At 70.5% G+C, this 24800-nt stretch carries 22 protein-coding genes and 1 pseudogene; 7 read left to right on the forward strand and 16 right to left on the reverse strand.

The annotated features are described in order from the left end of the window. Positions 1-6: 6 nt before the first annotated feature. Positions 7-504: a MarR family winged helix-turn-helix transcriptional regulator gene (locus NGB36_RS08020; RefSeq protein WP_255919450.1), complete on the forward strand. Its 498-nt coding sequence runs from the start codon at positions 7-9 to the stop codon at positions 502-504. Positions 505-530: 26 nt separating this feature from the next. Here NGB36_RS08020 and NGB36_RS08025 read toward each other — a convergent pair whose 3' ends face one another. The 4 genes from NGB36_RS08025 to galT form a co-directional block, all read right to left on the reverse strand. Then, positions 531-1313: a response regulator transcription factor gene (locus tag NGB36_RS08025; RefSeq protein ID WP_255919451.1), complete on the reverse strand. Its 783-nt coding sequence runs from the start codon at positions 1311-1313 to the stop codon at positions 531-533. 89 nt (positions 1314-1402) lie between these two features. Beyond that, positions 1403-2545 (reverse strand): galactokinase, encoded by a 1143-nt coding sequence (gene galK, locus NGB36_RS08030; protein ID WP_255919452.1) that lies wholly within the window; start codon positions 2543-2545, stop codon positions 1403-1405. Continuing rightward, positions 2542-3519 carry a UDP-glucose 4-epimerase GalE gene (gene galE / locus NGB36_RS08035; RefSeq protein WP_255919453.1) on the reverse strand — a complete coding sequence of 326 codons (978 nt, stop codon included), beginning with the start codon at positions 3517-3519 and terminating at the stop codon, positions 2542-2544. Before galE ends, galK begins: the two co-directional genes overlap by 4 nt. After that, complete coding sequence (gene galT, locus NGB36_RS08040) at positions 3516-4643, reverse strand: galactose-1-phosphate uridylyltransferase (protein WP_255919454.1); 1128 nt, start codon at positions 4641-4643, stop codon at positions 3516-3518. The genes galE and galT overlap by 4 nt, the downstream gene beginning before the upstream one ends. 246 nt (positions 4644-4889) lie before the next feature. Here galT and NGB36_RS08045 point away from each other — a divergent pair, with 246 nt between their 5' ends. Both NGB36_RS08045 and NGB36_RS08050 read left to right on the forward strand, forming a co-directional pair. Continuing rightward, the gene (locus NGB36_RS08045) at positions 4890-6560 is read left to right on the forward strand and encodes a sodium:solute symporter family protein (protein ID WP_255919455.1); all 1671 of its coding nucleotides are present in this window, start codon (positions 4890-4892) and stop codon (positions 6558-6560) included. Between the two features lie 33 nt (positions 6561-6593). After that, the gene (locus NGB36_RS08050) at positions 6594-6878 is read left to right on the forward strand and encodes a hypothetical protein (protein ID WP_255919456.1); all 285 of its coding nucleotides are present in this window, start codon (positions 6594-6596) and stop codon (positions 6876-6878) included. A gap of 53 nt (positions 6879-6931) precedes the next feature. Here NGB36_RS08050 and NGB36_RS08055 read toward each other — a convergent pair whose 3' ends face one another. Further along, complete coding sequence (locus NGB36_RS08055; protein WP_255919457.1) at positions 6932-7630, reverse strand: helix-turn-helix transcriptional regulator; 699 nt, start codon at positions 7628-7630, stop codon at positions 6932-6934. A gap of 535 nt (positions 7631-8165) precedes the next feature. Here NGB36_RS08055 and NGB36_RS08060 point away from each other — a divergent pair. Further along, the gene (locus NGB36_RS08060) at positions 8166-8621 is read left to right on the forward strand and encodes a subtilase-type protease inhibitor (RefSeq protein ID WP_255919458.1); all 456 of its coding nucleotides are present in this window, start codon (positions 8166-8168) and stop codon (positions 8619-8621) included. A 294-nt stretch (positions 8622-8915) separates the two neighbouring features. On the opposite strand, the pseudogene NGB36_RS08065 reads toward NGB36_RS08060, so the two are convergent. The 8 genes and pseudogenes from NGB36_RS08065 to rsmI form a co-directional block, all read right to left on the reverse strand. Beyond that, positions 8916-9363 (reverse strand): annotated as a pseudogene (locus NGB36_RS08065) (DUF2079 domain-containing protein); the annotation flags it as partial. Between the two features lie 98 nt (positions 9364-9461). Next, positions 9462-11003 (reverse strand): PQQ-binding-like beta-propeller repeat protein, encoded by a 1542-nt coding sequence (locus tag NGB36_RS08070; RefSeq protein WP_255919460.1) that lies wholly within the window; start codon positions 11001-11003, stop codon positions 9462-9464. 96 nt (positions 11004-11099) lie between these two features. Then, positions 11100-12899, reverse strand: a complete 1800-nt coding sequence (locus NGB36_RS08075; RefSeq protein WP_255919461.1) for an ABC-F family ATP-binding cassette domain-containing protein — start codon at positions 12897-12899, stop codon at positions 11100-11102. A gap of 63 nt (positions 12900-12962) precedes the next feature. Then, positions 12963-13916, reverse strand: a complete 954-nt coding sequence (locus NGB36_RS08080; protein WP_255919462.1) for a 4-(cytidine 5'-diphospho)-2-C-methyl-D-erythritol kinase — start codon at positions 13914-13916, stop codon at positions 12963-12965. Then, positions 13913-14815 (reverse strand): 16S rRNA (adenine(1518)-N(6)/adenine(1519)-N(6))-dimethyltransferase RsmA, encoded by a 903-nt coding sequence (rsmA, locus tag NGB36_RS08085; RefSeq protein WP_255919463.1) that lies wholly within the window; start codon positions 14813-14815, stop codon positions 13913-13915. Before rsmA ends, NGB36_RS08080 begins: the two co-directional genes overlap by 4 nt. A gap of 9 nt (positions 14816-14824) precedes the next feature. Beyond that, positions 14825-15742, reverse strand: coding sequence for a TatD family hydrolase (locus NGB36_RS08090; RefSeq protein ID WP_255919464.1), 918 nt, complete (start codon positions 15740-15742; stop codon positions 14825-14827). Between the two features lie 33 nt (positions 15743-15775). Continuing rightward, a complete protein-coding gene (locus NGB36_RS08095) occupies positions 15776-16297 on the reverse strand; it encodes a hypothetical protein (RefSeq protein WP_255919465.1) in 522 nt (173 codons plus the stop codon). A 129-nt stretch (positions 16298-16426) separates the two neighbouring features. Continuing rightward, the gene (gene rsmI, locus NGB36_RS08100) at positions 16427-17281 is read right to left on the reverse strand and encodes a 16S rRNA (cytidine(1402)-2'-O)-methyltransferase (RefSeq protein ID WP_255919466.1); all 855 of its coding nucleotides are present in this window, start codon (positions 17279-17281) and stop codon (positions 16427-16429) included. A 110-nt stretch (positions 17282-17391) separates the two neighbouring features. On the opposite strand from rsmI, the gene NGB36_RS08105 reads away from it, so the two are divergent. The 3 genes from NGB36_RS08105 to NGB36_RS08115 all read left to right on the forward strand — a co-directional run bounded on the left by NGB36_RS08105 (position 17392) and on the right by NGB36_RS08115 (position 21091). Beyond that, the gene (locus tag NGB36_RS08105; protein ID WP_255919467.1) at positions 17392-19119 is read left to right on the forward strand and encodes a dolichyl-phosphate-mannose--protein mannosyltransferase; all 1728 of its coding nucleotides are present in this window, start codon (positions 17392-17394) and stop codon (positions 19117-19119) included. Positions 19120-19295: 176 nt separating this feature from the next. Next, a complete protein-coding gene (locus NGB36_RS08110; RefSeq protein WP_255919468.1) occupies positions 19296-20930 on the forward strand; it encodes a penicillin-binding transpeptidase domain-containing protein in 1635 nt (544 codons plus the stop codon). A gap of 8 nt (positions 20931-20938) precedes the next feature. Beyond that, positions 20939-21091: a type II toxin-antitoxin system PemK/MazF family toxin gene (locus tag NGB36_RS08115; protein WP_255919469.1), complete on the forward strand. Its 153-nt coding sequence runs from the start codon at positions 20939-20941 to the stop codon at positions 21089-21091. Positions 21092-21105: 14 nt separating this feature from the next. Here the strand turns inward: NGB36_RS08115 and NGB36_RS08120 are convergent, their stop codons facing one another. The 3 genes from NGB36_RS08120 to NGB36_RS08130 all read right to left on the reverse strand — a co-directional run bounded on the left by NGB36_RS08120 (position 21106) and on the right by NGB36_RS08130 (position 24739). Then, positions 21106-21903 carry an SDR family NAD(P)-dependent oxidoreductase gene (locus tag NGB36_RS08120; RefSeq protein ID WP_255919470.1) on the reverse strand — a complete coding sequence of 266 codons (798 nt, stop codon included), beginning with the start codon at positions 21901-21903 and terminating at the stop codon, positions 21106-21108. Between the two features lie 93 nt (positions 21904-21996). After that, the gene (locus NGB36_RS08125) at positions 21997-23448 is read right to left on the reverse strand and encodes a purine-cytosine permease family protein (RefSeq protein WP_255919471.1); all 1452 of its coding nucleotides are present in this window, start codon (positions 23446-23448) and stop codon (positions 21997-21999) included. Between the two features lie 130 nt (positions 23449-23578). Beyond that, on the reverse strand, positions 23579-24739 hold the full coding sequence (locus tag NGB36_RS08130; protein WP_255919472.1) for a serine hydrolase domain-containing protein: 1161 nt from the start codon (positions 24737-24739) through the stop codon (positions 23579-23581). Between the last annotated feature and the right edge of the window lie 61 nt (positions 24740-24800).

The raw sequence follows: 24800 nt of genomic DNA on the forward strand, positions 1-24800 counted from the left end.
ATCGGCATGGAGGACGAGGTCGATCGGCTGGTTGCTGCATGGCGCCGAGAGCGCCCTGACCTCGACGTGGAGCCGCTCGAGGTGCTCAGCCGGGTCAGCAGGCTCGCGCGGCACCTGGACCGCGCGCGCCGGCTCGCCTTCGCCGAGCACAGCCTGGAGCCATGGGAGTTCGACGTGCTCACCTCCCTGCGCCGCGCCGGATCGCCGTACCAGCTCTCGCCGGGACAGCTGCTCACCCAGACGCTCGTGACCTCCGGCACCATGACCAACCGCATCGACCGGCTCGCCAAGAAGGGGCTCGTCGAACGGCTGCCCGACCCCAACGACCGACGCGGGGTGCTGGTCCGCCTGACGCGGGAGGGGCAGGACCGCGCCGACCAGGCGCTCGCCGGCCTGCTCGACCAGGAGCGGGCGATCCTGGGTGAGTTGTCGGCTGCACAGCGAGGCGAACTCGCGGGGCTGCTAAGGCAGTTGACGGCACCCTTCGACAACGAGCCGGGCTGACGCGGCAACGTGCCGGGGTGACGGTGCTACGAAGGTGAGCTGCCCGCGCCGGCCGGGACGCCGAGGTCGATGGGGCCGACGCCGGCGCGGCGGGCGAGTGCGACGGCGGCGAGCGTCGAGTGCACCCCCAGCTTCCCCAAGACGTTCTGCATGTGGGTGCGGACCGTATGGGGGGAGAGGAAGAGCCGCTCGGCGACGGCCTTACGGCCAAGGCCCGCCACCATGCAGCGCAGCACCTCCTGTTCACGGGGTGTCAGCGACTCCACGAGGCGTTCGCTCTCGGTGCGGTGGCGGCGCGCGGCCGTCAACTCACGCAGTACCCCCGTCAACAGGGCAGGCGGCAGATGCGTCTCGTCGCGCAGCACGCCGCGGACGACGGCGAGCAGGCGGGAGAGGGAACTGTCCTTGGCGACCCATCCGGACGCGCCCGCCTGCAGGGCGCGAGCGGCCCGGCGCGGATCGTCACGCTCGGCGAGCACGACGGTGCGCAGCGCGGGGTGGTCGGTGCGGGCCTTCTCGATGAGGGTGATGCCGTCGGGGACCGTGGTGGCGCCCGCGTCGTCGGGCGCGCCGCCGGTCTGCTCGGGCCGACGGGGGGCCGGCACCCTGACCGCGGTGCCGAGATCCGCGTCGACCAGCATCACGTCGAAGCGGCGGCCGTCGGAGACCGCCCGCTCCAGACAGCGGTGGGCGGCCGGTGCACTGCCGACCGCCGACACCTCCACATCGGATTCCGCCGCGAGCGCGGCGGCGAGCGATTCAGCGAAGATTCGATGGTCGTCGACGACGAGAACACGGATCCGGGCCATGTGATCACACTCCCCCAGCCGTACTCCTCACGACAATACCGGCAGTGGGGTCGGGGTGAGGTGCGAATGTGCGCACCGGCTGTGCGCGCTCACCGCACGCGCGTCGCTCCCGTGGAGGGCGTCGCCGGGAAGATGCGCGGGGACCGCAGCTTCGCGTCGTCGAACGCCGCGGCGATCGCCTCCTCGACCTTCTCGCAGAGCCCGTCCTCCACGAGAACGATCGCCGAGCCGCCGAATCCGCCCCCGGTCATCCGCGCCCCGAGCGCTCCGGCGTCGCTCGCCGTGTCGACGACCAGGTCCAACTCGGGGCAGGAGACGCGGAAGTCGTCACGCAGCGATGCGTGTCCCTCGGTGAGCAGAGGGCCGATGCCCCGCGCGTCACCTGCCTCCAGCAGTGCGACGACCCTCTCGACGCGGCGGTTCTCCGTCACGATGTGCCGCACCAGCCGCCGGACGCTCTCGTCCTTCACCTCGGCCAGCGCGGCGTCCAGCCCCTCGTAGGGGACGTCGCGCAGCGCGTCGACGCCCAGTGCCGCGGCGCCCTCCTCGCAGCCGCGGCGGCGCCGGCCGTACTCACCGTCGCTGTGGGCGTGCTTGACGCCGGTGTCGACGACGAGCAGGGACAACCCCCGGGCGGCGAGGTCGAAGGGGATCTGACGGTGGCTGAGGTCCCGGGTGTCGAGGAAGAGCGCGTGGCCCTCGGTGCAGCAGGCCGATGCGGTCTGGTCCATGATCCCGGTGGGGGCGCCGACGAAGACGTTCTCGGCGCGCTGGCACAGCCGCGCCAACTGCCAGGGCTGCAGCGGCAGCTCGTACAGGTCGCGCAGCGCGAGCGCGGTGACGACTTCGAGCGCGGCGGAGGAGGAGAGCCCCGCGCCTACGGGGACGGTGCTGTCGTAGTGGATGTCGGCGCCGCGGACGGCGTCGTGGCCCGCGGCGTGCAGGGCCCAGATCACGCCCGCCGGGTAGGAGGCCCAGCCGTCGACCCCCCCGGGCTCCAGGTCGTCGATGCGCAGCCACACGGTGTCGGACGGGTCGGCGGAGGAGTGCAGGCGGAGCACTCCGTCGTCGCGGCGCGCGACGGCAGCGCGGGTGGTGAGCGGGAGCGCGAAGGGCATTACGAACCCGTCGTTGTAATCGGTGTGTTCACCGATGAGGTTCACTCTGCCCGGAGCCGCCCACTCACCCTCGGGGGTGAACTCATAGGCCGCCTGGAACGCGTCGACGGTCACTGTCCGTTCTCCTTACGCAGCTCGAAATCCCAGGCGTCGCGGACGATGGAGGTGAGGTCGGTGCGGGCGGGTTTCCAGCCGAGGCGGGTGCGGGCGCGTTCGGCGGAGGCGACGAGGACGGCAGGGTCGCCGCCGCGCCGCGGCGCCACGGTCTCGGGGATCGGGTGGCCGGTGACGCGGCGGACGGTCTCGATCACCTCACGGACCGAGAAGCCGTTGCCGTTGCCGAGGTTGCAGATCAGATGCTCACCGGTGCGGGCATGGGCGAGAGCGAGGAGGTGGGCCTCTGCAAGATCGGCGACATGGATGTAGTCGCGCACGCAGGTGCCGTCGGGGGTTGGGTAGTCGTCGCCGTAGACGGAGATCGACTCACGCTTGCCGAGAGCTACCTGGAGCACCAGCGGAATCAGGTGGGTTTCGGGGTCGTGCCGTTCGCCGTACGGGCCGTACGAGCCGGCGACGTTGAAGTAGCGCAGGGAGACAGCGGCCAGGCCGTGCGCCGCGCACTCGCCGGTGATCATGTGGTCGACGGCCAGCTTGCTCGCGCCGTACGGGTTGGTGGGCGACGCGGGGGCGTCCTCGGTGATGGGCACGGTGCGGGGTTCGCCGTAGACGGCGGCCGTGGAGGAGAAGACGAGAGTGCGCACGCCCACGTCGCGCATGGCGGTGAGCAGGTCGGTCGTGCCGCCGACATTGTTGCGCCAGTACTTCTCGGGGTTGACGACGGACTCGCCCACCTGTGAGCTGGCGGCGAAGTGCAGGACGGCGTCGTAGGACGGGTCGAGCACACGGACCGCGTCCTGGATGCGGCCCTGGACGAAGTCGGCGCCCGCGGGGACGCCCTGGCTGTGCCCGGTGGTCACGTCGTCGAGGATCGTGACCTGGTGTCCGGCGTCGAGCAGGTGCGCTGCGACGACACTGCCAACGTAACCGGCACCGCCGGTTACCAGGACCTTCTTGCCCGTGCTGCTCACTGGTGTCGCGCCTTTCGCTCGTAGCCGGGTGTGGCGATCTCGCGCAGCCGTGCGGCGGCCGCCTCCGGGGGCACATCGTTGATGAACACGTTCATGCCGGACTCGGAACCCGCGAGGAACTTCAGCTTGCCCGACGTGCGGCGAATGGTGAAAAGTTCCAGATGGAGGGCGAAGTCACGGCGTGAGGGGTGGCTTACGGGCGCCTGGTGCCACGCGGCGATGTACGGGGTCGGCGGCTCGTCCTTGCCGAAGATCCGGTCGAAGCGGCGCAGCAGTTCGAGGTAGACGACGGGGAATTCGGCGCGCGCTGCGTCGTCGAGCGCGAGCAGGTCCGGCACGCGGTGGTTGGGGTACAGGTGCACCTCGTAGGGCCAGTGGGCGGCGTGCGGGACGAAGGCGGTCCAGTGGTCGGCCTCGATGACGATCCGGCTGCCGGCAGCGCGTTCGGCGGCGAGCACGTCGTCGAAGAGATTCCCGCCTGCGATGCGTTCGCGATGGCGGTCGAGGGCGCGCAGCATGCGCTCGGTGCGCGGGGTGACGAAGGGGTAGCCGTAGATCTGGCCATGCGGGTGACTGAGGGTGACGCCGATCTCGCGGCCGCGGTTCTCGAAGCAGAAGACCTGCTCGACGCCGGGGAGCTGGGAGAGCTCGGCGGTGCGGTCGGTCCATGCCTCCAGCACGAGGCGGGCCTGCTCCGGGGTGAGGTCGGCGAAGGACGCGTCGTGGTCTGAGGTGAAGCACACGACCTCACAGCGTCCGGCCCCGGGACGGTGGGCGAGCAGGCCATGGCCGTCCTCGGCGGTGAGCGGTCCCGGGCCGCCGGTGAGCGAGGGGAACCGGTTCTCGAAGACGACGACGTCGTAGTCGTCGGCTGGGATCTCGGAGTGGCGCCCGTCGCGCGAGGGACACAGAGGGCATTCGTCTGCCGGCGGGTGATAGGTGCGGCCCTGGCGGTGCGAGGCGACGGCGATCCACTCGTCGAGCAGCGCGTCGTAGCGGATCTCGGAGGCGGTGGCGGTGGGCTCCAGCGGACGAGGGTCGACCGCGTCGCGCACGACGTCGTCCCGGGAGTCGTAGTGCACCAGCTCACGGCCGTCGGCGAGCCTCATCGTCGTCTTCTTCACTCTGCAGGCTCCTCACACGCTCCACCTCAAACATAACCGAACACAATCAATCACAACACACCACCGACGTCAATGCGCCCATGTGCGACCAACCTGTCATCAACTAGTAAACGCTTAACTATGACAAATCCTCCGCGCTTCGATCACGATCCAACAAAGAACTTCACAGAGCCTGTTCTTTTTCGAAACTTTGGGAGCTACGTTCGAGCGGTTCCGTTCGTGTAATCGCAACGAAGCGAGTGACCCATGTACGACTTGGCCGACGGGCTTCGGCTACCGACCAATGGTCTTGACTACGCGATCCTGGTGATCTACTTCGCCGTGGTCCTCGGCATCGGCTTCGCTGCCAAGCGCAGTGTCAGGACCAGCCTCGACTTCTTCCTCTCCGGCCGGTCACTGCCCGCGTGGGTCACCGGCCTGGCCTTCATCGCCGCCAACCTCGGCGCCACCGAGATCCTGGGCATGGCGGCCAACGGCGCCCAGTACGGTGTGTACACCGTCCACTGGTACTGGGTCGGTGCGATCCCGGCGATGGTCTTCCTCGGCCTGGTGATGATGCCGTTCTACTACGGCTCCAAGGTGCGCTCGGTCCCGGAGTTCCTGCTGCGCCGTTTCGACAAGAGCGCCCACTTGCTCAGCTCGATCCTGTTCGCCTTCTCCGCGGTTCTGATCGCCGGCGTCAACCTCTACGCGATGGCGATCGTCGTGCAGGCGCTGCTGGGCTGGCCGACCTGGGTGGCGATCCTCGTCGCGGGACTCTTCGTCCTCGTCTACATCACCGTAGGCGGGCTCTCCTCCGCGATCTACAACGAGGTACTGCAGTTCTTCGTGATCCTCGCGGCGCTCATACCGCTCGTCATCGTCGGCCTCAAGCGCGTCGGCGGGTGGCACGGACTGACCACGACGCTCACCCACTCCCACGGGCACAACTTCATGACCGCCTGGGGCGGTACGGGCATCGGCGCGAGCAACCCGCTCGGCGCCAACTGGCTCACCATCGTCCTCGGCCTCGGCTTCGTGCTCAGCTTCGGCTACTGGACCACCAACTTCGCCGAGGTGCAGCGCGCGCTGTCCGCCAAGAACCTCTCGGCGGCCCGCCGCACCCCGCTGATCGCCGCGTTCCCGAAGGTCTTCATCGTCTTCGGCGTGCTGATCCCCGGACTGATCGCCGCGGCGATCGTGCCCAAGATCGGCACCCCCGGCTCCAACCTCACCTATAACGACGCGATCCCGCTGCTCATGCAGGACCTGCTGCCCAACGGGGTGCTGGGCATCGCGGTGACCGGCCTGCTGGCGGCGTTCATGGCGGGCATGGCCGCCAACGTCTCCTCGTTCAACACCGTCTTCACCAACGACATCTGGTCGCAGTACGTCAAGCGCGGCGAATCCGATGCCTACTACCTGAAGTTCGGCCGGGTCATCACCGTCATCGGCGTGCTGATCAGCATCGGAACCGCGTTCCTCGCCTCCAGCTTCAGCAACATCATGGCGTACCTGCAGACGTTGTTCTCGTTTTTCAACGTCCCGCTGTTCGTCGTGTTCATCATCGGCATGTTCTGGAAGCGGACCACGGCAAAGGCCGGGTTCTGGGGCCTGCTGGCGGGCACCGTCGCCGCGATGATCAACTACTTCTGGATCTACAAGGACCACATCGTCGCGATCCCCAGCGACCAGGGCGCCAACTTCGTCTCCGCGATCGTCGGCTTCGTCGCCGGAGCCGTGGTCATGGTCGCGGTGAGCCTGGTGACCAAGCCCAAGCCGGTGGAGGAGCTGGCCGGGCTGGTGTACGGGACGCGTTCGCCGGGCATGGAGGAGCCTCCGGCAGCGGGCGACGAGGCCTGGTACCGCAAGCCCGCGTTGCTGGGCACCGGCGCCCTGGTGCTCGCCGCCGCGCTTTACCTCCCCTTCTCGTTCTGACGCCCCGGCACAGGTGCATAGGAGCAATGTCCCATGAGTGAGTACCAGCACGAGGTCGAGGAGCTGGAGGCCAAGTCCGCAACCGCGGCACGGCTCTTCGACATACGCCGCATCATCGGCGGCCTGTTCGTGGTCTACGGCGTCATCGTCACCGTCGCCGGCATCACCGCGTCGAGCGCCGACATCAAGAAGGCACAAGGCATCAACATCAACCTGTGGACGGGTATCGGCATGCTCGCCCTCGGCCTGCTCTTCCTGCTCTGGCTCCGGCTGAGCCCGACGCCGCCTCCGCCGTCCCCCGACGAACAGCAGAAGTAGCGGAAACAGCAGACGAAGTCGTCACGCCGGGGCCCGGTGCGGCGGACTGGTGATCAGTCCGCCGAGCCGGGCCGCCGCCCGTTGCGTTCGGCGACTGCGCGCTCCAGCAGCCCCGTACGGGCCGCGAGCGCCGCCGCCTCCAGGCGCGATCCGACGCCCAGCTTCATCAGTACCCGCTGCACATGGGTACGTGCCGTGCTCGACGCGATCCCCATCCGCGCGGCGATCAGCCGGGTGTCCTCGCCGTCCGCCACCCGTACCAGCACCTCCACCTCGCGCGGGGTGAGCATCTGCAGCAGGCGCCCGGCCTCGTCGTCCGGCTCGGCGACCGGGTGGAGCAGCTCGGTGAAGGCGCCCTGCAGCAGCGCCGGTGCCACCGCGACCTCTCCGGCGCGTGCCTTCGCCATCGCGCGCTCCACGCCCTCGATGCGTTCGTCGTGACGCACGTAGCCGGAGGCACCGGCGGCGAACGCCGCCGCGATGCCGCGCGGACTCGGTACGGGGCCGAGCACGACGACCGAAACCGTGGGACGCTCCCGCTTGATTCTCACCACGGGATCGAACACACCCGGCTCCGCGGGTTGCGTCGTCCCCAGCAGGCACACCTCGGGCATGCGCGAGATCACCAGCTCCGCCGCGCTCGCGCACGGCGCGCCGGCCGCGAGGACGCGGTGGCCGCGCAGCTTCAGCGCCGAGGCGAGTGCCTCCGCGAGCAGACGGTGGTCGTCGACCACCACCAGCCTGACGCCCATGTGGCTTGCCCCCTCATTCCCGCAGGGCCCGGGAGTCCCGGGCGGTAGTGAGACTCCCCGGTGCGGCGCGTTTCCACGCACGTGATGTGATGCCAATGCCGTACCCGATGCTGCGACAGCAGTCGTAGCGTCCGTCTGCCCAGTGTCCCGTGCGCACCCCACCTACTGCGGGACCGGGCCTCGCCCGGAAGGTACACGCTTACTCGTCGTCGTGTGCCCATTACCCACAAGAAGGATCCTCGACGAGCCTCCCCTCCGGCGTTTCCGAGCGATTACTGATCTGTTTCCAGCCGACTCGGGGACGGCTCGTATCCGTCCGTGCGCCCTGTGTAGTCACTCGCGCCGCCCTCCGCCTCATGCAACTCCCCAGGCAGGGACGGTGGTTGAAGCGCATACCGGACACGAACCGGTACACGATGCGCCACCACAGGGTCACCACATGTGACGGATTTGGATCGGTCGATGTGCAAACCGTGAAGATTATCGACAGACTCGCGTCCGTTATCCGGAACATCTCAGCGAGGAGATGATCGATATGCGGAGCAGAGCAGGACTGGTGGCTGTGTGCGGCGCCATGCTCGCCGCGGCCGTCGCACTGCCGTTGGGCGGCACGGCGTACGCCGCCGATACCGCCGGCGCGACGGACGCAGCACGGACGGCCGCGGCTGACACCCCGTCCGCCCTGGTCCTCACCCTGTCGCCCGGCGAATCCGCCCAGACGGTGGGCGTGGAGCGCGCGGTGACACTGACCTGTACGCCCTCACCGGGCGGGAGCCATCCGGCGCCGCAGGAAGCGTGCGCCGAACTCAGCGCCGCCGACGGCGATCTGGCCGCGCTCCCGGCACAGCCGCAGTCGTTCTGCGCCATGATCTACGCCCCGGTCGTCGTCACCGTGCAGGGGGCATGGCAGGGCGAACGCGTCGACTACGCACGCAGTTTCCCGAACGAGTGCGTGATGCGCGCCCAAGGCGGCCCGCTCTACGCCTTCTGATCTTCCGGACTGCGGCTCCCGCGCAGGGCAGGGGGTGTGCCAAGGAGAGCCGCGGGCGGTGGAGCCCCAGGGAGACAGCGGAGATGTGCCGGTGCTGTGGGGGCCCGGCACCCGCCTCTGGGGTGACCACCGCACCACTCGCGGGGCGGAGGAGCATGGTGCAGCTCCTCCGCCCCGTCCGTACTCAAACCCGGTCAGCCCCTTCTCAGCAACGTGATCCCGTCGTCGTACGCCACGCCGTGGTAGCCGTGGGCTTCCGCCCAGGCGACGGCGTCGGCCGCCGCCCGCGGCGAACAGCAGCGGCAGCGCCCAGCACACCGCTGCCCGCCACCGCCGCCGGGCCGCCGCCTCCGCCGCGAAGGCCAGCAGCGGGACGGACGGCGAAGCACACTTCGTGGAAGTCGAAGTGCACGGCTTGCACAAGCCCCCACGACGCCCCGACACCGAACCCGGTCACGACCGCCGCAGCCGGCCCGATCTCTTGACAGGCCCATCGGGAGAGCGGGAGGATCGCCGACGCGATGAGGGCGGCCTGCGCCACGAGCAGGGTGAGCGGGCTGGGAAAGACCCGGTACACGCGGGCGAGCAGCATCAGCACTGGATGGAAATGATCACCCAGCAGGTTGTATCCAGGCCCTTTCAACGGGGCCACGGGCGCGTGCGGATGCGCGTAGGCACGCACCGCCTGCTCGAAGATCCCCAGGTCGTATCCGGCCGACCGCAGCTGCTGATGCCTGCGGATCGACAGCGCGCAGTACAGGCCGAAGAAGAGGGCGGCCATCGCGACGGGGATCGCCCGCTCGGCCCAGCGGCCCGGCTCCGGGGTTCTGCCGGACGGGCTCAATGGAACGCCGCGATCAACACCGGCGTGGTGCCCGTGCTGCCCCCCGCGTAGATCTGCTGCGGCGCCATGAAGAAGTGCTCCCGGTACCAGTACAGACCCATCCCGGTGCCGACGCCGTAGGCCTTGTTCTCCCCGCTCTGCGTGGACGAGGAGAACTGGACGTAGCGCGTGACCGCACCGGTCGAGGTGTCGATGCGGTAGATCGCCCCCGGGCTCTGAAAGCTGACGGGCATGTACGCGAGCAGATTGTTCCCGCTCTCCGCGAAGACCTCCAGGGCCCGTTCCTTGTCGCCCCTGCTGACCCACTTAGGCTGCCCGTTCGACAGATCGATCGCCTCGACCTCGTTGACCTGGCCGTAGGTGCCCTGCGCCGCGTTCCCCTGGGCGGAGGCGGTGGCGATGTAGGCGGTGCCGCTGTCGACGACGACGTCGTTGCAGGGCATCAGATCGTTGGCCGGGCAGTCGATGTGGACCTTGCTCTTGTCGAGAGCGAACTGGGAACGCGTCCTGCCGCTCGCGTCGATGGCGAGGGCATCCGTGATCAGATCCGATCCGGCGGCGATGCCGACCACCACCGGGTCGACCGACAGCACATTGGTCACCGAGGTGCCGGCCGGGGCGTCCCAGGTCCACAGCGCCTTGCCGGACATGGGGTCGAGCTTGGCCACGTGGTACGGCCCGTCGAAGCCGCACTGGATGACGTCGATGAGCTGTGTGCCGCCAGCAAAGCCCTTGTCGGTGCACTGGGCGCCGTCCTGGAGCTGCCACAGCATCTTATCCGTGCCGATCTGGTAGGCGACGGAGTCGCCCTCCCACGCGAGGGCGACGACATCGCCGCTGATGCCGATCTGGGTGTAGTCGTACTCGACCGGGCTGCCGTCGCCGTTGCGGGACGGGAGGGGCTTGGTCCACAGCCGGCGGTGCGCCGAGAGGTCGATGAGCATGACGTTCTCGCACCGCGTGCCGTACTGCACTGCGATCTTGTCGTTCACCGCCTCGTGCGACACCGCACAGGTGGTGCCGGAGGGGGCGGCGATCGTCCAGTCCTCGTGGCCGTTGTCGATGTTGTAGGCGGTGACGCCGCTGAGCGTGGTCTTGACGACGTCGTCCCCGGAGAACCACACGCCCGGGTCGGGCTTGAGCCCGGCGCTCGACGGCACCGACGGGGAGGGCTTGTCCCAGACGAGCCTTCCCTGGGAGTGGTGCTGTGCGTCGATTCCACCGCCCGAACCGCCGCCGCCCTGGGCCTGGTTGTGCGAGCCGCCGCGGAAGGCCACGAGCCACACGCCGCCTGCCACCACGAGCACCGCTGCGACCACCGCTGCGACCACCGCTGCGACCACCGCGGCGATCCTGCCGCCCGACAGCCCTCGGGCCGGCGCGACGGGCGAGTAGGGCGCCGGGTACGCGGGCTGCTGCACCGGCCACCCCTGCGGGGGCTGCTGCTGTGCGTACGGGTTGTACGAGTTCCCGTACGGGCTGTTGCCGGGGCTGTTGTAAGAGTTCTGGCCCGGTGGCGGCGGCGGTGGCTGCGACATCGGTGGTTCCCCCGTTGGTGCCAGATGTTGTGAGCGGATTCTTTGTACCACCGGGCGCCGACAGGACTGCGGGCCGGGCCGTCTGCCGCTCAACCGTTACGCGTCGTCCGCGATCTCCAGCCAGCGCATTTCGAGTTCGTCCCGCTCGTCGCGCAGCCCGCGCAGCTCCGCGTCGAGCTCCGCCACCCGCTCGAAGTCCGTCGCGTTCTCCGCGATCGCGGCGTGCAGTGCCGCCTCCTTCTCGGCGATGCGGTCCAGTTGGCGTTCGATGCGCTGGAGTTCCTTCTTCACCGCACGGGATTCGGCCGCGGACGACCGGGCCTTGGGCGGTGCCGCCGGCGCCGCGGCGGCGGAGGCCTCGATGGCCGCGCGGCGGCGTTCGAGGTACTCATCGATGCCGCGCGGCAGCATCCGCAGCGTTGCGTCGCCGAGCAGCGCGAAGACCCGGTCGGTGGTGCGCTCGATGAAATACCGGTCGTGGCTGATGACGACGAGCGATCCCGGCCAGCCGTCGAGCACGTCCTCCAGTTGCGTGAGCGTCTCGATGTCGAGGTCGTTGGTCGGCTCGTCGAGGAAGAGCACGTTCGGTTCGTCCATGAGCAGCCGCAGGATCTGCAGGCGGCGGCACTCGCCTCCGGAGAGGTCACCAACCGGCGTCCACTGCTTCTCCTTCACGAAGCCGAAGCGTTCGCACAGCTGCGAGGCGGTCATCTCCCGCCCCTTGCCGAGGTCGACCCGCTGGCGCACCCGCTCGACCGCCTCCAGCACCCGCCACGTCGGGTCGAGTTCACGCACCTCCTGCGAGAGGTAGGCGAGCTTGACGGTCTTGCCGACCACCACCCGGCCGCCCACGGGCTGCTGCTCGCCGCCCGAGTACGCGGCGTCGGCGAGCGTGCGCAGCAGCGACGTCTTGCCGGCGCCGTTGACGCCGACCAGGCCGATGCGGTCGCCGGGTCCCAGCTGCCAGGTCAGGTGCTTGAGCAGCATCTTCGGTCCGGCGGTGACGGTCACGCCCTCCAGGTCGAAGACGGTCTTGCCGAGCCGTGAATTGGCGAACCGCATCAGCTCCGCGGAGTCGCGCGGCGGCGGCACATCGGCGATCAGCTCATTCGCCGCCTCGATGCGGAAGCGCGGCTTGCTGGTCCGGGCCGGGGCGCCGCGGCGCAGCCAGGCGAGCTCCTTGCGGGCGAGGTTCTGGCGCTTGGCCTCCTCGCTCGCGGCGCGGCGCTCGCGTTCGGCGCGGGCGAAGACGTAGTCGGAGTAGCCGCCCTCGTACTCGTGGACGGCGCCGCGCTGCACGTCCCACATGCGGGTGCAGACCTGGTCGAGGAACCAGCGGTCGTGGGTGACGCAGACCAGCGCCGCACGGCGCGCCTGCAGGTGGGCGGCGAGCCAGGCGATTCCCTCGACGTCGAGGTGGTTGGTCGGCTCGTCGAGGACGATCAGGTCCTGCTCGGCGATGAGCAGCTTGGCGAGCGCGATGCGCCGCCGCTCGCCGCCCGAGAGCGGTCCGATGATGGTGTCCAGGCCCTGCGGGAAGCCGGACAGGTCAAGGCCGCCGAAGAGACCGGTGAGCACGTCACGGATCTTGGCGTCCCCCGCCCACTCGTGGTCGGCAAGGTCGCCGACGACCTCGTGCCTGATGGTGGCGGCGGGGTCGAGCGAGTCCGCCTGGGTGAGGACGCCGAGGCGCAGGTCGGACACGTGGGTGACGCGGCCGCCGTCCGGCTCCTCCAGCTTGGCGAGGATGCGGACGAGGGTGGTCTTGCCGTCGCCGTTGCGGCCGACGACACCGATGCGGTCGCCCTCCGATACGCCGAGCGAGACGCCGTCGAGCAGCGTACGTGTCCCGTACACCTTGTCGATGGCCTCGACGTTGACCAGGTTGACGGCCATTGCTCTCCATACGTGCGGGGGCGGATGAGCCTTCCAGCGTAGTCGGCGCTGCCGGTCGTTTATTCAGGGCAGCGTTCGGTCAGGACTGCCGTCAGGAAAGACGGTGGCGCCCGGCACCGGGCCCGAGGTGACCCGCACCTTGCGGCAGGTGCCCGAGGAGAGCAGGGCCTCGGCGACGGATTCCGCCGCCTCCGGATCCTTGGCGAGGAAGGCACAGGTCGGGCCCGAGCCCGAGACGAGGGCAGCGAGCGCGCCGCCCTCCGTGCCGGCCCGCAGCGTGTCGGCGAGCGAGGGGCGCAGACTCACCGCGGCGGCCTGCAGATCGTTGGCGAGAGCGCAGGCGAGGGCGGCGGCGTCGCCCGTGCGCAGCGCTTCGAGCAGCGCGGGCGTGGGCTGCGGTTCGGGGAGGTCGGCGGCGGTGTGGCCGCCGCCGGACGCCTCACGGAGCCGGTCGCACTCGCGGTAGACCTCCGGGGTGGACAGGCCACCGTCGGCGACGGCGAAGACCCAGTGGAAGGTCCCGGTCACCTCGACCGGTTCGAGCCGCTCTCCCCTGCCGCGCCCGAGCGCCGCCCCGCCGACGAGGCTGAACGGCACGTCGCTGCCCAATTCGGCGCAGATCGCCAGGAGTTCGGCGCGTGTGGCGCCCGTTCCCCACAGTGCGTCGCAGGCGACGAGCGCGGCCGCGCCGTCCGCGCTGCCGCCCGCCATGCCGCCTGCGACCGGGATGTCCTTGCTGATGTGCAGGTGGACGCGGGGTTCGATGCCGTGCCGCGCCGCCAGCGCGAGGGCTGCGCGCGCGGCGAGGTTGGTCTCGTCGAGCGGCACCTGGTGGGCGTCGGGTCCCGATGCGGTGATCCGCAGCCGGTCGGCCGGGGTCGCGGTGACCTCGTCGTGGAGGCCGACGGCGAGGAAGACGTTGGCCAGGTCGTGGAAGCCGTCGGGGCGCAGGCCTCCGACGACGAGCTGGACGTTGACCTTGGCCGGTACGCGGACGGTGACGGGGGCGGGGGTCACTGGTCTCCTCGGGAGAGCTCGATGCCGGGCTTGTGTTCGGCGATGGCGGCGAACTCCTCGACGGTCAGCGCCTCTCCGCGCGCCTGAGGCGAGACCCCGGCCGCGGTCAGCGCGGCCTCCGCCGCCGCGGCGGAGCCGGCCCATCCCGCGAGGGCGGCGCGCAGCGTCTTGCGGCGCTGCGCGAACGCCGCGTCGACCACCGCGAAGACCTCCTCGCGGCGCGCGCTGGTCTTCGGCGGCTGCGCACGGCGTACGAGCGAGACGAGCCCGGAATCGACGTTGGGCGCGGGCCAGAAGACGTTGCGGCCGATGGCCCCCGCCCGCTTGACCTCCGCGTACCAGGCCGCCTTGACCGAGGGGACGCCGTACACCTTCGAACCGGGCCGGGCCGCCAGCCGGTCGGCGACCTCGGACTGGACCATCACCAGGGTCCGTTGGATCGTCGGGAACGTCGCCAGCATGTGGAGCAGCACCGGGACGGCGACGTTGTACGGAAGGTTGGCGACGAGCGCGGTCGGTGCGGGGCCCGGCAGCTCGTCGACCTGCATGGCGTCGCGGTGGACGAGCGAGAAGCGGTCGAAGCGGCCGGGCAGGCGCGCCTGCACGGTCGTCGGCAGGGCCTGGGCGAGCACCGGGTCGATCTCCACTGCGACCAGCCGGTCCGCCGCTTCGAGCAGTGCCAGCGTCAGCGAGCCGAGGCCCGGCCCGATCTCGACCACGACGTCCTCGGGGCGCACCCCTGCGGTGCGCACGATGCGGCGCACGGTGTTGGCGTCGATGACGAAGTTCTGGCCGAGTTGCTTGGTCGGGCGGACGCCGAGTGCGGCGGCCAGCTCCCGGATGTCGGCGGGACCGAGGAGATGGCCGTGATCGGTGTCGCTCGATGGGGTGGTGCTCACTCCCCCAGCTTATGGGGCGGGTGAGACCTGCCCGTACGCGAAGGCCTTGGCCGTGTTGGCCGCCACGGCAGCGGCGAGGGTGTCCTCGTCGACGCCCTTGGCGGCCGCCATCGCCCGTACCGTGATCGGGACGAGATAGGGCGCATTGGGGCGCCCGCGATAGGGCGCCGGAGTCAGAAACGGGGCATCGGTCTCGACGAGCAGCAGGTCGAGCGGTGCGACGGCGACGGCGTCACGCAGCGGCTGGGCGTTCTTGAAGGTGACATTGCCGGCGAAGGACATGAAATACCCGGCCTCGGCGCACACCTTCGCCATCCCGGCGTCGCCGGAGTAGCAGTGGAAAACCACGGTGTCCGGCGCGCCCTCCTCGGCCAGGACGCGCAGCACGTCGGCGTGGGCGTCGCGGTCGTGGATCACCAGAGCCTTGCCGGTCCGCTTGGCGATGTCGATATGGCGGCGGAACGAGTACGTCTGCGCGTCCACGCCCTCCGGGCCGGTACGGAAGTAGTCGAGCCCGGTCTCGCCGACCCCGCGGACCTGCGGCAGCTCGGCGAGCACGGCGATCTCGTCAAGCGCGGCGTCGAGCGCCGCCATGCCGCCGGGCTCACGCGCGCCCTGCCGCGACCAGCCGTCAGGATCTCCGTGGACGATGCGGGGGGCTTCGTTGGGGTGCAGGGCGACGGTGGCGTGGACGCCGTCGTACGAGGCCGCGGTGCCGGCCGCCCACCGCGACCCGGCGAGATCGCATCCGACCTGGACCACGGTCGTCACACCCACCGACGCAGCCTTGGCCAGTGCCTCGTCGACCGTGCCCTGCTGCATGTCGAGGTGGGTGTGCGAGTCGGCGACCGCCACCCGCAACGGCTCGGGCAGCGGCGGAGCCGCGTCCTTCTCCGCCTTCTCCGTCTTCTCGGCCTTCTCCGCCATGGCCCGGAGTCTACGAGCCGTCCCCGGACCCCCTCAGGCGGGCCGCCCCTGGTCACGGTCGCGCCGGAACAGCGCGAGCAGCACCGCGACCCAGTTGCGGTGGGGACGACGGGTGCGCGGCCGCTCCGCCTCGTCCTCCGCGGCCTTCTCCTCCCGTTCCTCCCGTTCCTCCCCCTCGTGCTCCCAGCCGGTGTCCCAGGCCAGGCCGCCGAGCACGTTGAACGGGTCCGCCCACGAACCGGTCGTCCCGCCCTGCTCGGACATCGCACTGCCCATGGGGTGCTCCCGGACCGCGCCGGAGACACGGCCGGAGCGCATGATCCGCACGTGGTGCCCGCCGCAGTTCATGCACGTGGGCCGGGTGAGCGGCGAGGGGACGGGCTGCTGGTGCACGTAGTACGTGACGGAGGTGTGCCCGGCCTCGTCAGTGTGGTGCCCTATTTCGTAGGACTGCTCCCACACGTGCCCGCAGCCCATGCACGCGAACGAGTACGCCTCATGCACCGTCTCGTTGGAAGAACCGTGCGGGTACGGGGTGCCGACGGTCTCGCTCATGGCAACTCCTGATGCCCACCGGGGCAGGATGCCCAGTGCGGGACTTACCACCCACGTTAGGACGTTCCGGCCCTGATGCGCACCCGCGTGTGTGCGGTAACGGACGGGCAGGTGGGAACAGCACTCGCCTCATCCGGAACGGCGGGAAGATTTCGCCGCCACGACGGCGTCGAAAACGTCCCGCTTGGGGACTCCCGCGTCCGCCGCGACCACGGCGATCGCCGCCTTCCGCGGCTCGCCCGCGGACTCCCGTACCGCGACCCTGCGTGCGAGCTCGGCCGGATCCGGCTGCTCCGCGGCAGCGCGCGGCGCCCCCTCCACCACCACGGTGATCTCGCCACGCACTCCCTCGGCCGCCCAGGCTGCAAGATCCTTCAGCGGGCCGCGCTTGACCTCCTCATACGTCTTGGTCAGCTCACGGCAGACCGCCGCCCGGCGCTCGCCGCCGAAGATCTCCGCCATCGCGGCGAGGGTGTCGTCCAGGCGGTGCGGTGCCTCGAAGTAGACGAGCGTGCGGCGCTCGTCCGCCACCTCGCGCAGGCGTGCGGCCCGCTCCCCCGCCTTGCGCGGCAGAAATCCCTCGAAGCAGAACCGGTCCACGGGCAGGCCGGACAGGGCCAGCGCGGTCAGCACAGCCGACGGGCCCGGCACGGCCGTGACCCGGATGCCGCGCTCGACACACGCGGCCACCAGCCGGTAGCCGGGGTCGGAGACGGACGGCATCCCGGCGTCCGTGACCAGCAGCACGCGGTCGCCCGACTCCAGTGCGTCCACGAGCTCGGGGGTGCGGGCGCTCTCGTTCCCCTCGAAGTAGGACACGATGCGCCCGGCCGGCGTCACACCGAGCGCGGAGGTGAGGCGCCGCAGGCGGCGGGTGTCCTCCGCGGCGATCACATCGGCCGAGGCGAGCTCGGCGGTCAGACGCGGAGGGGCGTCGTCCGGCGTTCCGATGGGCGTTCCGGCGAGTACGAGGAGTCCTGTCACCGCTCCAGTCTCTCCCGACCATGGCATCAGCCGACTCCGTGGGCGGGCCCCCGGGCCCGACCATCCACAAGGGGGCGCACACCCGGCCGACCTATCCCTACGATGTCCCGGTGACCAGTGACACCGCGACCGAGCCCGGGGCCGCCGCCTCCGGGGCGACCGCGTCGGGCGCGTCCCGCGCGGCGCACCCGACGGCGTGGCAGCGGCGCCTGCGCCGTTTCGGCCATGTCGAGCACCCCCGCACCCCCGTCAGCGACCGTCTGGTCCCCCCGTTCCGGGAGCCGGGCGGGGCCCGGGTGTGGCAGACGCTGGGCCTGGGCCCGGCCGCGGTCCGGCGCCTCGCCCGCTGGTCGGGGTGGGGCGGCCCGCTGCTCGTCGCGCTGGTCGCCGGTGCACTGCGGTTCTGGCAGCTGGGCAGCCCCCGCGCGGTGATATTCGACGAGACGTACTACGCCAAGGACGCCTGGGCGCTGTGGCACTTCGGCTACGAGGCGACCTGGCCGGACAACGCCAATGCGCAGATCCTCGCGACGCCGCAGCACATCCCGGTCAGCCCGGACCCCTCCTACGTGGTGCACCCGCCGGTGGGGAAGTGGGTCATCGGGTTCGGCGAGTGGGTCTTCGGGCTCAACCCGTTCGGCTGGCGGTTCATGACCGCGCTGCTCGGCACGCTCGCGGTGCTCATGCTCTGCCGGATCGGGCGGCGGCTGTTCCGTTCCACCGCGCTCGGCTGCCTCGCCGGCGGGCTGATGGCGGTCGACGGGCTCGAATTCGTGATGAGCCGCACCGCGCTCCTCGATCTGATCGTGATGTTCTGGGTGCTTGCCGCCTTCGGCGCGCTGCTGATCGATCGTGACAAGGCGCGCGCCCGGCTCGCCGCCGCCCTGCCGGACGGCGACCGTCCGGACGCCGAGGCCGGGGCGCTGACCCGGCTCGGCCTGCGCCCGTGGCGAATCGCGGCCGGGGTGCTGCTGGGCCTGGCCTGCGCATCGAAGTGGAACGGCGCGTTCTATGTCGTCGCCTTCGGGATCATGGCCGTGCTCTGGGACGCGGGGGCACGGCGCCTCGCCGGGGCATCCCGTCCGTACCGGGCGATGCTGCGGCGCGACGCGGGCCCGGCCTTCCTCTCGCTCGTGCCCGTCGCCCTGGCGACGTATCTGCTCTCCTGGACCGGCTGGTTCGTCACCGGGAACGGCTACTTCCGGCACTGGGCTGACGGCCGCGGCGGCACGTGGTCGTGGATCCCGGGGCCGCTGCGCAGCCTGTGGCACTACCAGTACGAGGTGTACCAGTTCAATGTGCACCTCACGCAGCCGCACACCTACCAGTCCAACCCGTGGAGCTGGCTGGTGCTGGGCCGCCCGGTCTCGTACTACTACGAATCGCCGAAGCCCGGCCAGAGCGGCTGCACGGCGGCAGGCGGCTGCGCCCGCGAAGTACTGGCCATCGGAACACCGCTGCTGTGGTGGGCGGCGTGCTTCGCGCTGCTCTACCTGCTCTACCGGTGGGCGCTGGGCCGCGACTGGCGGGCGGGGGCGATCCTGTGCGGTGTCGCGGCCGGGTACCTGCCGTGGTTCCACTACCAGTCGCGCACGATCTTCCTCTTCTACGCGGTGGTGTTCGTACCGTTCCTGTGCCTGGCGGTGGCGATGATGGTCGGGGCGATGCTGGGCCCGCGGGGAGCGACCGAAAGACGCCGGATGTGGGGCGCGGTCGGCGCGGGCACGCTCGTTCTGCTGATCATCTGGAATTTCATCTACTTCTACCCGCTGTATACCGGTATGACAATCCCGCTGGACGCCTGGCGCGCCCGCATGTGGTTGGATACGTGGATCTGACCGGATCGGGTGCACTGCACCTGACGGGACGTGATATGTGTCTGCTTCGGCACCAGAGCGTTTGCCGCCAGTTGTGGTTCCTTGACCGGATGACCACATCTGTGTCATAGAGTTCCGAGCGCGTCACGCCCCTCGAGGATCGGTGCGTGTCGGACGGTCCGGGGAGGGAAGGACGCATGCAAGGACGTACCAAGGGTGCCGTCATCGGCGGTGTGTGCGCGGTGGTGGTCGGCGCGGCCGGGTACGGCGGTTACACCCTGTTCCAGGGGACGTCGGCCGGTGCTTCGGTGGCGCACGCCGCGCCTCAGCCGTCGCCCACGGTCAGCACTCCCCCGTCGGCCGCCGATGTCGCCGCCACCTCGCGCGACTTCCTCGCCGCGTGGGCGTCGGGCGACACCGCGAAGGCGGCCGGCCTCACCGATGACGCAACGCAGGCCGCCGACCAGCTCGCCGCGTTCCGTCAGCAGTTCCACGCCACGTCGCTCAGCCTGAGCCGCAGGCCCGCGATGGGCACGAGCGTGCCGTTCTCGGTGCGCGCCCGGTTCGACTACAACGGCCAGCCGTCCAGCTGGGCATACGACTCGTCGCTGACGGTGACCCGCGACGCGTCGGGCCGCCCGGTGATCAAGTGGGCGCCGTCCGTGCTGTATCCGACGCTGACGCAGGGCGAGAGCCTGGAGACGGATCAGTCGGTCACGCCTCCCCTCACCGTCGTCGACCGCAACGGGACGGTGCTGACGGCCTCCCAGTACCCCTCGCTCGGCTCGATTCTCAGCCAACTGCAGCAGGCCTACGGCACCAAGACCGGCGGCACGCCCGGCACTGAGATCCGCGTCAAGGGCGCGAACGGGCAACCGGGACAAGTACTGCATGTCCTCTCCCATGGCACGTCCGGCAAGGCGCTGCCCACCACGATCGACGCCCGCATCCAGGCCGCGGCCGAGCAGGCCGTCAAGACCAAGGGGCCGGACGCCTCGACGGTGGTCATCCAGCCGAGCACCGGCGCGATCCTCGCCATCGCCAACCAGCCGGCCGTCGGATACGACAAGGCGATGATGGGCACGTACGCGCCCGGCTCGACCTTCAAACTGATCACCGCCTCGGCAGCGCTGGAGACCGGGAAGGTCGCCCCCGACAAGCCGCTGCCCTGCCCCAAGTACCTCCAGTACGGCAGCCAGACCTTCCACAACGTCGACAACTTCTCGCTCAACAACCCGAACATGGCCCTGGACTTCGCGGACTCCTGCAACACCGCCTTCATCTCCACCGCGAACTTCCTGCCGGACGACGCCGTGGCCAACGAGGCCCGCGACGTGTTCGGGATCGGGCTCAACTGGAACGTCGGCGCTCCCAGCTACGACGGCAGCATCCCCGCGGCCACCGGGTCGCTGAAGGCCATGTCGTACATCGGCCAGGGCCGGGACCTGATGAGCCCGCTGGACATGGCATCGGTGGTCTCCACCGTCAAGGCGGGCTCCTTCCACCAGCCCTTCATCGTCCCGCCGTCGGTCGACGGCCGTACCTTCGCCCAGGCCGCACGGCCGCTGCCCGCCACCGTGGCCGCCGAGGTCCGCTCCATGATGCAGCTGACCGCGCAGTCCGGCACCGCGGCCCCGGCCATGACCGGGCTCAGCGGTGACGTCGGTGCGAAGACCGGAACCGCCGAGGTCGACGGACAGACCAAGCCCAACAGCTGGTTCGTGGCCTACGACGGCGACGTGGCCGCCGCGGCCACCGTCCCCAACAGCGGCGAGGGTTACCAGTTCGCCGGACCCATCGTCGCAGCGATCCTCAAGGCAGCCGCCGGGTGACACCACTCGTGGCCCAATTCAACGGCGCCAAGTCACGTATCCTCAGCGACCAGATCTACTCGGTTGCCCCCATTCGGCTCGGCGAATTCAAGGGCGCTCTCGATGGGGACGGACTCACAGAGCTCGACCGGGCGCTGATGCTGAAGCTCGGACTGATCTGAACCACTGGGTGATATCAGCCGACCGCGTCCTCGTCGAAGGCCTGGTTCATCCCGAGGTTGCTCACCAGCAGGCCGCCGTCGACGGGCAGGGTCACGCCCGTGATCCAGGAGGCGTCGCGGGAGGCGAGGAAGGTGATCGCCGCGGCCATGTCCTCGGGGGTGCCGACGCGGCCCAACGGGTAGTGGCGGGCGAGGTGCGCGAGGACGTGGGACTGGCCGCGCTGGTCCCAGCCAGCCGTGTGGGTGGTGCCGGGCTGGACGAGGTTGACGCGCACGCCGCGCGGGGCGGCCTGGACAGCGAGCGTCCGCGTGAACCCCACCAGGGCCGCCTTCGCGGCGCTGTAGGCGGTGCAGCCGTGGTACGCCTCGGAGTTGACCGAGCCGACGTTCACGATCGCGCCGCGGCCGTCCGCGGCGGCCAGATGCGGGAGCGCGGCGCGCGAGCAGCGCATCGTGCCGTGGACGGTCACCTCGAAGTCCCGGTACCACGCGGTGTCTTCGAATTCCTCGAAACGTTCCGGATCCGCGGCGCAGGAGTAGGCGTTGTTGACGAGGACGTCGAGCGAGCCGAAGCGCTCGACGGCGAAGGCGACCGCCCCGTCGACTGCGGCCTGGTCGGCGACATCGCATGCGTACGGCTCGGCCGTCCCGCCCGACGTGATGATGGCCTCGGCGACGCGGTCGGCGCGCTCGGGCACGATGTCAGTGACCAGGACGCTGCCGCCCTCACCCGCGAACCGCCGTGCGGCCGCCTCGCCGATCCCCTGACCCGCACCGGTGACCAGCACCCCGTACCCGTCGAACCGCCCCATCGACTGCCCCTTTGCGTCGGCTCCCGTCGGAGGTGATCAGCGTAGGGTCGCCCCCGCCCGACGGACCATCGCTTATTCGCCGCCCAAGTGCCCTCACACCCCCGCCAGGCGCTGCTCGCTGCGGGCGATCGCGTCCTCTTCCCGGGCCCTGTCGCGTGTGCGGGAGATCAGCACATAGACCATCGAGGTGACGAACAGGCCGACCAGCCAGGCGATGTCGGTTCCGGCGAGGTCGTGGGCGACCGCTCCGGTGTAGGACCAACTGCCCAGGTTGGGCAGGACCATGAACGGGATCTCGGCGGCGAAGCCGGCCGCATAGGCGGTGAGGCCGCGCCATGACCAGGCGCCGTAGATGCCGGTCGGGGTGAACAGGTCGGTGACCGCGTAGTGGCCGCGCCGGAGGAAGAAGAAGTCGACAAGGTTGGTCGCCGTCCACGGAACGAGCAGGTAGAGCATGAGCGTCAGTGCGGTGAAGACCGCCGCGACGGCGTTTTCGGAGATCAGCGAGGCGATCGCATACCAGACCGCCGCCAGCACGAGAATGGTGACGATGCGCGCGGCGCGCGTCGGTTTGATCGTGCGGATCGAGTCGACGCCCGTCAGCACGGTGAGCATGCCGCCGTACGCGTTCATGCCCATGGTGGCGACGAGGCTCAGCACGGACAGGACGGCGGTGGCCGCGCCGAGCCCGGGGATGACGTGGTCGCCCGCCTGGCGCAGTCCGACCAGGCCGTCGCTCACCCCCAGGCGTATGGCCAGCCACGCGCCGAGCGCGATGAGCCACACGGCGGAGCCGGATGCCCCGAAGAAGACGGACGCGATCAGGGACCTGGCCGAGGTGGCCCGCGGCAGGTACCGCGAGTAGTCCGACACGTACGGCGCATAGGTGATGTTGTAGGCGGCCGCCGCGGAGAACTGGGCGAAGAATGCGGCCCAGGTGAACGCGAGGTGCTGGTGGGAGGGTTGGCCGCCGGCGTGTCCGGTGAGCACCCCGCCCGTGAGCAGCAGCATCAGCGGCAGCGAGATGTACAGCAGCCACCGGAAGACGCGGTGCAGCCAGTCGTGCCCGTAGACCGCGAGCAGCACGGCGAGCACGGTCGCACCGACCGCCACGGAGGGCCGGCTCCAGCCGAACACGCCGTTCAGGCCTTGGGAGAGCAGCACCTGGTCGGCGACGTTGAAGCCCAGATAGGTGAAGAGCGTCGCCACCAGCACCACGATCACGCCGCGGTAGCCGAACTGCGCACGTGACTGGATCATCTGGGGCAGTCCGAGGACGGGGCCCTGCGAGGCATGGAACGCCATGAAGAGCGTGCCGACGACGATGCCGAGTACGCCGGCCAGCACTGTCGGCCCCAACGGCAGGCCCAGCGAGGGCCCGACGAAACCGACGGCGACAGTGAAGTACTGGAAGTTGCCCAGGAACCACAACGGGCCCTGGTGCCAGACGCGTCCGTGGCGTTCCTCGTCCGGTACCCAGTCGATCGACCGGGTCTCCACGCCAAACGAGCCGCCCACGCCGTGTGTTGCGTGTGTTTCGATCATCAGGGCCTCCCGAGCCGTTCGGGCCACGTTGGGAGGGGACGCTATCCGGCCATGAACGCCGCGTGTAGCGGACGTTTCCGTTACATCGCGGGTGTGCGATGGACGAATCGCACACCCATCGGCAAGCACGTCACGACAGACAGCTGCGCACCGCCCGTACCAGGGCCTGGGCGCGGGGGTCGGCGGTCACCGACTGCTGGAGGCCGTTGGTGACGTAACCGAAGGCGATGCCTGCTTCGGGGTCGGCGAAGCCGAGGGAGCCGCCGCGGCCCGGGTGGCCGAAGGAGGCCGGGGTGAGCAGCGGGCAGGACGGGCCGTGCAGCATGAAACCGTGGCCGAAACGGGTGTTGACCACCAGCACGCGGTCCGGGCCCTCGGACTCAGGGGTGCGGGCCGTGGTGAGCGTCGCCGGGGCGAACAGGCCGTCGATGAGCGCGGCGTAGAAGCCGGCGAGGCCGCGCGCGGTGGCGACGGCGTTGGATGCGGGCAACTCGGCTGACTGGTAGGCGGGGTCGTTCTCGTCGACGGGCGGCAGTATCGCGCCGAACGCGCGCCGCGTCAGCGACCGCGGGTCGGCGTAGGCGGCGACCACGGAGGGCTTGGGGCGGGCACGCAGCCCCTTCGCGGAGGGCGGTTCGGGGGCCTCGACGGCGGCGACACGGCCGACCCGCGGCCGGCGGTCGTGGGGCAGGCCGATCCACAGGTCGAGCCCGCGGGGGCGCGCGATCTCCTGGTCGAACCAGGCGCCGAGCGTGCGTCCCGTGGCGCGCTGCACCAGCGCGCCCAGCAGCCAGCTGAAGGTCTGTGCGTGGTAGCCGTGGTCGGTGCCCGGCTGCCACTGGGGGGCCTGCGCGGCCACCGCACGCGGTCCCGAGCTGCCGTCGAGCGCCTGCTCCACGGTGAGCGGGGTGTCGAGCGCCGGCACCCCCGCGCGGTGGGTGAGCAGATCGCGGACGAGGACGCGCTCCTTGCCCGCCGCCTTGAACTCGGGCCAGTACGAGGCGACAGGCGCGTCGAGGTCGAGCTGGCCGCGCTGGTGGAGCAGGAGAAGGCAGGCCGCGGCCGGCCCCTTGCCCGCGGAGCGGATGATCTGCGCGGTGTCCTCGGCCCACGCGGGACCCTCGTCGGGGGCGCCGGCGTGGGCGGCTCCGGCCCACAGATCGACGACCCTGCGCCCCTCCCGGTGGAGCGTCACCGCGGCGCCCACCTCACCGCGCTCCTTGAAGCCTCCTACGAACGCGTCGCGGACCGGCTCGAAGCCGTCCGCCACCGTTCCGTGGACCTCTATCACTGTCCGTCCCTGCTCCCCGCCGAGTCGCCAACCCCTCCATGGTGCACGGGGCCGCCCCGTG

The sequence above is a fragment of the Streptomyces humicola genome (assembly GCF_024436035.1).
In the GTDB taxonomy this organism is placed as follows: domain Bacteria; phylum Actinomycetota; class Actinomycetes; order Streptomycetales; family Streptomycetaceae; genus Streptantibioticus_B; species Streptantibioticus_B humicola.

Bases quoted from the DNA above. Each gene is read 5' to 3' on its own strand.
- NGB36_RS08110 (WP_255919468.1), top strand. From the start codon at position 19,296: ATGCAAGGACGTACCAAGGGTGCCGTCATCGGCGGTGTGTGCGCGGTG.
- NGB36_RS08045 (WP_255919455.1), top strand. From the start codon at position 4,890: ATGTACGACTTGGCCGACGGGCTTCGGCTACCGACCAATGGTCTTGAC.
- NGB36_RS08060 (WP_255919458.1), top strand. From the start codon at position 8,166: ATGCGGAGCAGAGCAGGACTGGTGGCTGTGTGCGGCGCCATGCTCGCC.
- NGB36_RS08070 (WP_255919460.1), bottom strand. From the start codon at position 11,003: ATGTCGCAGCCACCGCCGCCGCCACCGGGCCAGAACTCTTACAACAGC.
- NGB36_RS08050 (WP_255919456.1), top strand. From the start codon at position 6,594: ATGAGTGAGTACCAGCACGAGGTCGAGGAGCTGGAGGCCAAGTCCGCA.
- NGB36_RS08120 (WP_255919470.1), bottom strand. From the start codon at position 21,903: ATGGGGCGGTTCGACGGGTACGGGGTGCTGGTCACCGGTGCGGGTCAG.
- NGB36_RS08055 (WP_255919457.1), bottom strand. From the start codon at position 7,630: ATGGGCGTCAGGCTGGTGGTGGTCGACGACCACCGTCTGCTCGCGGAG.
- NGB36_RS08025 (WP_255919451.1), bottom strand. From the start codon at position 1,313: ATGGCCCGGATCCGTGTTCTCGTCGTCGACGACCATCGAATCTTCGCT.
- NGB36_RS08075 (WP_255919461.1), bottom strand. From the start codon at position 12,899: ATGGCCGTCAACCTGGTCAACGTCGAGGCCATCGACAAGGTGTACGGG.
- NGB36_RS08090 (WP_255919464.1), bottom strand. From the start codon at position 15,742: ATGGCGGAGAAGGCCGAGAAGACGGAGAAGGCGGAGAAGGACGCGGCT.
- NGB36_RS08020 (WP_255919450.1), top strand. From the start codon at position 7: ATGGAGGACGAGGTCGATCGGCTGGTTGCTGCATGGCGCCGAGAGCGC.
- NGB36_RS08095 (WP_255919465.1), bottom strand. From the start codon at position 16,297: ATGAGCGAGACCGTCGGCACCCCGTACCCGCACGGTTCTTCCAACGAG.
- NGB36_RS08125 (WP_255919471.1), bottom strand. From the start codon at position 23,448: ATGATCGAAACACACGCAACACACGGCGTGGGCGGCTCGTTTGGCGTG.